This window comes from Streptococcus sp. (assembly GCF_019414905.1).
Taxonomy (GTDB): Bacteria; Bacillota; Bacilli; order Lactobacillales; family Streptococcaceae; genus Streptococcus.
This window is the reverse complement of the sequence record NZ_DXLC01000083.1, coordinates 20,616-25,078: the sequence shown is the minus strand read 5'-3', so window position 1 is coordinate 25,078 and position 4,463 is coordinate 20,616. Positions and strand designations below refer to the sequence as shown.

At 42.8% G+C, this 4,463-nt stretch carries 6 protein-coding genes; 5 read left to right on the top strand and 1 reads right to left on the bottom strand.

Going from position 1 to position 4,463, the window contains the following annotated elements; genetic code table 11:
- From QZ359_RS02290 to folK, 5 genes are all read left to right on the top strand, one after another.
- On the top strand, window positions 1–193 hold a 193-nt coding region (locus QZ359_RS02290; protein WP_293957872.1), incomplete at its 5' end, for a CPBP family intramembrane glutamic endopeptidase.
- Between the two features lie 93 nt (window positions 194–286).
- The gene (folP, locus tag QZ359_RS02285) at window positions 287–1,261 is read left to right on the top strand and encodes a dihydropteroate synthase (RefSeq protein WP_060806064.1); all 975 of its coding nucleotides are present in this window, start codon (window positions 287–289) and stop codon (window positions 1,259–1,261) included.
- A 1-nt stretch (window position 1,262) separates the two neighbouring features.
- Window positions 1,263–2,585, top strand: a complete 1,323-nt coding sequence (locus tag QZ359_RS02280) for a folylpolyglutamate synthase/dihydrofolate synthase family protein (RefSeq protein ID WP_261202193.1) — start codon at window positions 1,263–1,265, stop codon at window positions 2,583–2,585.
- Complete coding sequence (folE, locus tag QZ359_RS02275; protein WP_000380916.1) at window positions 2,566–3,120, top strand: GTP cyclohydrolase I FolE; 555 nt, start codon at window positions 2,566–2,568, stop codon at window positions 3,118–3,120. Before QZ359_RS02280 ends, folE begins: the two co-directional genes overlap by 20 nt.
- Window positions 3,121–3,162: 42 nt before the next feature.
- Window positions 3,163–3,975 (top strand): 2-amino-4-hydroxy-6-hydroxymethyldihydropteridine diphosphokinase, encoded by an 813-nt coding sequence (folK, locus tag QZ359_RS02270; protein WP_261202192.1) that lies wholly within the window; start codon window positions 3,163–3,165, stop codon window positions 3,973–3,975.
- A 44-nt stretch (window positions 3,976–4,019) separates the two neighbouring features.
- Here the strand turns inward: folK and QZ359_RS02265 are convergent, their stop codons facing one another.
- The gene (locus QZ359_RS02265; RefSeq protein WP_000886035.1) at window positions 4,020–4,337 is read right to left on the bottom strand and encodes a DUF960 domain-containing protein; all 318 of its coding nucleotides are present in this window, start codon (window positions 4,335–4,337) and stop codon (window positions 4,020–4,022) included.
- Window positions 4,338–4,463: the final 126 nt, after the last annotated feature.

Genomic DNA, 4,463 nt, shown 5'->3' with positions numbered 1-4,463 from the left:
TTTATTGCACCAACCAAGTAATTTACCTTCTTTATTGATTTATGGAGGTATGTCGATCGTTCTGTCTTGGACGGCTTACAAGACCCAACGTTTGGAAATGTCTATCTTACTTCACATGATTGTGAATGGGGTTGTTTTCTGTTTGCTGGCTCTAGTGGTGATTTTGAGTCGGACATTAGGGATTTCTGTTTAAGATTTTTGACAATTGCTTACTTGTTTCTACTGGGAAAAAGATGAATGCAATCGTGTCCATCTTTTTCTTTTTATGGTAAAATAGAGAAATAATATGATGAAAAGCCTTGAGGGAGTGACCGATATGTCAAGTAAAGCCAATCATGCAAAGACAGCTATTTGCGGAATTATCAATGTAACCCCAGACTCCTTTTCGGATGGTGGTCAATTTTTTGCTCTTGAGCAGGCACTTCAGCAGGCTCGTAAATTGATAGCAGAAGGGGCTAGTATGCTAGATATTGGTGGAGAATCAACTCGGCCGGGAAGTAGCTATGTTGAGATAGAAGAGGAAATCCAGCGTGTTGTTCCAGTGATTAAAGCTATTCGCAAGGAAAGTGATGTCCTTATTTCCATTGATACTTGGAAAAGTCAGGTGGCAGAAGCTGCTTTGGCTGCTGGTGCCAACCTAGTCAATGATATCACAGGACTCATGGGTGATGAAAAAATGGCCCATGTGGTAGCTAAGGCTGGAGCGAAAGTGGTCATCATGTTTAATCCCGTTATGGCTCGACCTCAGCACCCTAGCTCGCGCATATTCCCTCACTTTGGATTTAATCAAGCTTTTACAGAGGAAGAGTTAGCTGACTTTGAAAAATTGCCAATCGAAGAGTTGATGGAGACTTTCTTTGAACGAGCATTAGCTAGAGCAAATCAAGCTGGGATTGCACAAGAAAATATCCTGTTGGATCCGGGAATCGGCTTTGGTCTGACCAAGAAAGAAAATCTGCTTCTTTTACGGGACCTGGATAAACTACATCAGAAAGGTTATCCAATCTTTCTTGGAGTATCGCGCAAGCGATTTGTCATCAATATTCTAGAAGAAAATGGTTTTGAGGTCAATCCCGAGACAGAGCTCGGTTTCCGCAATCGAGATACGGCTTCGGCTCATGTAACTAGTATCGCTGCAAGACAGGGTGTAGAAGTGGTGCGCGTGCATGACGTAGCTAGTCACAGGATGGCAGTTGAAATTGCCTCCGCCATTCGTCTTGCTGATGAAGCGGAAAATCTAGATTTAAAACAATATAAATAAGATGAAAGAAATTGAAAACAATCAGTGGATTGCCAACTACCGGACGAACCAACCGCATTTTGGCTTGGAACGCATGGTGGAACTGTTAGCTTTGCGTGGCAATCCCCATCTCAAACTCAAGGTCATCCATATCGGAGGGACCAATGGCAAGGGGTCTACCATTGCTTTTTTGAAAAATATGCTAGAAAAGCTAGGGCTGAAAGTTGGTGTTTTCAGCTCGCCCTATCTTATTCATTACACAGACCAGATTAGCATCAATGGGGAATCTATCCCGGAAGCGAGACTAGAAGCTCTCATGGTAGACTATCAGTCTTTGCTGGAGGGGGAAGCGACTGCCAATTTGCAGGGAACAACCGAGTTTGAGATTATCACAGCCATAGCCTATGACTACTTTGCCTCCGAGCAAGTAGATGTGGCCATCATGGAAGTGGGTATGGGTGGACTTTTGGATAGTACTAATGTTTGCCAGCCCATTTTAACAGGTATCACGACCATTGGACTGGACCATGTAGCCCTACTTGGGGATACATTGGAAGCTATAGCAGAGCAGAAAGCTGGTATTATAAAACGAAGAGTTCCCTTGGTGACAGGTCGTATCGCTCCAGAAGCCTTGGCTGTGATTGACCGCATTGCGGAAGGGAAAGCTGCGCCGAGACTTGCCTACGGGGTAGATTATCAGGTTGGTCATCAAGAAAGTGTGGTGACAGGGGAAGTCTTTAATTATACTAGTTCTCTCAGACAAGGTTGTCTCCAAACAGGTTTGCTTGGTTTGCACCAGATAGAGAATGCTGGGATGGCCATAGCTCTACTTGATACATTTTGTCAAGAGGATGGTCGAGAACTAGCAAGTAATGACTTGCTTGCTCAGGCCTTGGAAGAAACAAGTTGGCCGGGGCGTTTGGAAATCGTGTCTAGAGACCCCTTGATGATTTTGGATGGGGCCCATAATCCCCATGCTATCAAGACTTTATTAGCAACCTTGCAAGAACGCTTTGCGGATTATCGTAAGGAAATCCTCTTTACTTGTATCAAAACCAAGGCCTTGGAGGATATGTTGGACTTGCTGGAGGAAATCCCAGATACCGAGCTTACTCTAACACATTTTGAAGATAGTCGGGCGACTGATGAAAGCGTGCTGAAAGAGGCAAGCAAATCTAGAAATCTCAACTACCAAAGTTGGCAGGATTTTCTAGAGCAGAAATTGACAGATAAAAAAGAAGAGAAAAAAACAGTTAGGATTGTCACGGGTTCCTTGTATTTTTTGAGCCAAGTGAGAGCCTATCTGATGGAGAGGAAGAATAAAAATGGATACACAAAAGATTGAAGCAGCTGTAAAAATGATTATCGAGGCTGTCGGAGAGGACGCTAACCGTGAGGGCTTGCAGGAAACGCCTGCTCGTGTGGCCCGTATGTACCAAGAGATTTTTTCAGGGCTTGGTCAAACAGCGGAGGAACATTTGTCAAAATCCTTTGAGATTATTGACGATAACATGGTGGTAGAAAAAGATATCTTTTTCCATACCATGTGTGAACACCATTTCTTACCATTTTATGGGAGAGCGCACATTGCCTACATCCCAGATGGACGTGTGGCAGGTTTGTCTAAGCTAGCCCGTACGGTTGAAGTTTATTCGAAAAAACCACAAATTCAAGAACGTTTGAATATCGAAGTAGCAGATGCCTTGATGGATTATCTGGGTGCTAAAGGAGCCTTTGTTGTCATTGAGGCGGAACATATGTGTATGAGTATGCGTGGTGTCAGAAAACCAGGCACAGCAACCTTGACGACAGTGGCTCGTGGTTTATTTGAAACAGATAAGGATCTCCGAGATCAGGCTTATCGTCTAATGGGACTATAAAAAGAATCCGCTTCAAGCGGATTTTTCTAGAAAGGAATCATTATGGATCAACTGCAGATTAAAGATTTGGAAATTTTTGCCTATCATGGTCTTTTTCCTAGTGAAAAGGAATTGGGGCAGAAGTTTGTCGTTTCAGCAATCCTATCCTATGATATGACCAAGGCGGCTACAGACTTGGATTTAACGGCCTCTGTCCATTATGGGGAACTGTGTCAGCAGTGGACGACTTGGTTTCAGGAAACCACTGAGGACTTGATTGAAACGGTAGCCTACAAACTAGTAGAACGTACCTTTGAGGCTTATCCTCTTGTCCAAGAAATGAAGCTGGAACTGAAAAAACCTTGGGCGCCAGTTCATTTGCCACTAGATACTTGCTCCGTAACAATTCATCGCCGCAAGAAACGAGCCTTTATTGCCCTAGGAAGCAATATGGGAGATAAACAAGCAAACTTGAAGCAAGCCATTGAGAACATGCGAGCTCGTCGTATCCATATTCTTAAAGAGTCTAGTGTCTTAACGACGGAGCCTTGGGGTGGTGTGGATCAAGATAGCTTTGTTAATCAAGTGGTTGAGGTTGAAACCTGGTTGCCGGCCCCAGTTCTATTAGAGACCTTGTTAGCCATTGAGTCAGAGATGGGACGGGTGAGAGAAGTACATTGGGGGCCTCGTTTAATTGATTTGGATTTGCTTTTTGTGGAGGATCAGGTCCTTTATACAGATGACCTTATTTTGCCTCATCCTTATATAGCGGAACGCCTTTTTGTCCTTGAATCCTTACAGGAAATTGCGCCTCATTTTATCCATCCTACATTAAAGCAACCTGTCCGTAACTTGTATAATGCTTTGAAAAAATAAAAAAACTCTAGTTTTCAGTAGTTTATAACTGAAGGCTAGAGTTTTTAAAATAGGTCATTTTCTTCTGGGAGGAGGATAGTCTCTCTACCGTCCATGTCTAAAACTAGGACTCTGGGGGGATAAAGAGGGTCGAAAGGGTGGTTGAAGTCAAAATCAATGGCTGTAGGGAGGTGTTGACTTGAGAAGTGGAAGGTAATTTTTCCTTGGTTATTGAGCAATTGAAACTCAAGTTCTTCTTCCAATTCAAAGACATTTTTTAAGAAGTGGTCGATGATATACCAAAAAGAGTCAATGACATCATCAGGCAAGCTGGTAACAATGCCAAAACTAGCTGACCGCATGTGGGTATTGGTAAAAGCCATATTTCTTCCTCCTTTCTTTTCCCTTATCATACAGCAAATAGGATTAAAAATCAAGAAAAGGTGATTTTTTCTTCATAAACATAGCATTCTATGAAATTTTTTTCAAACAATCTTCAAAAAATACTT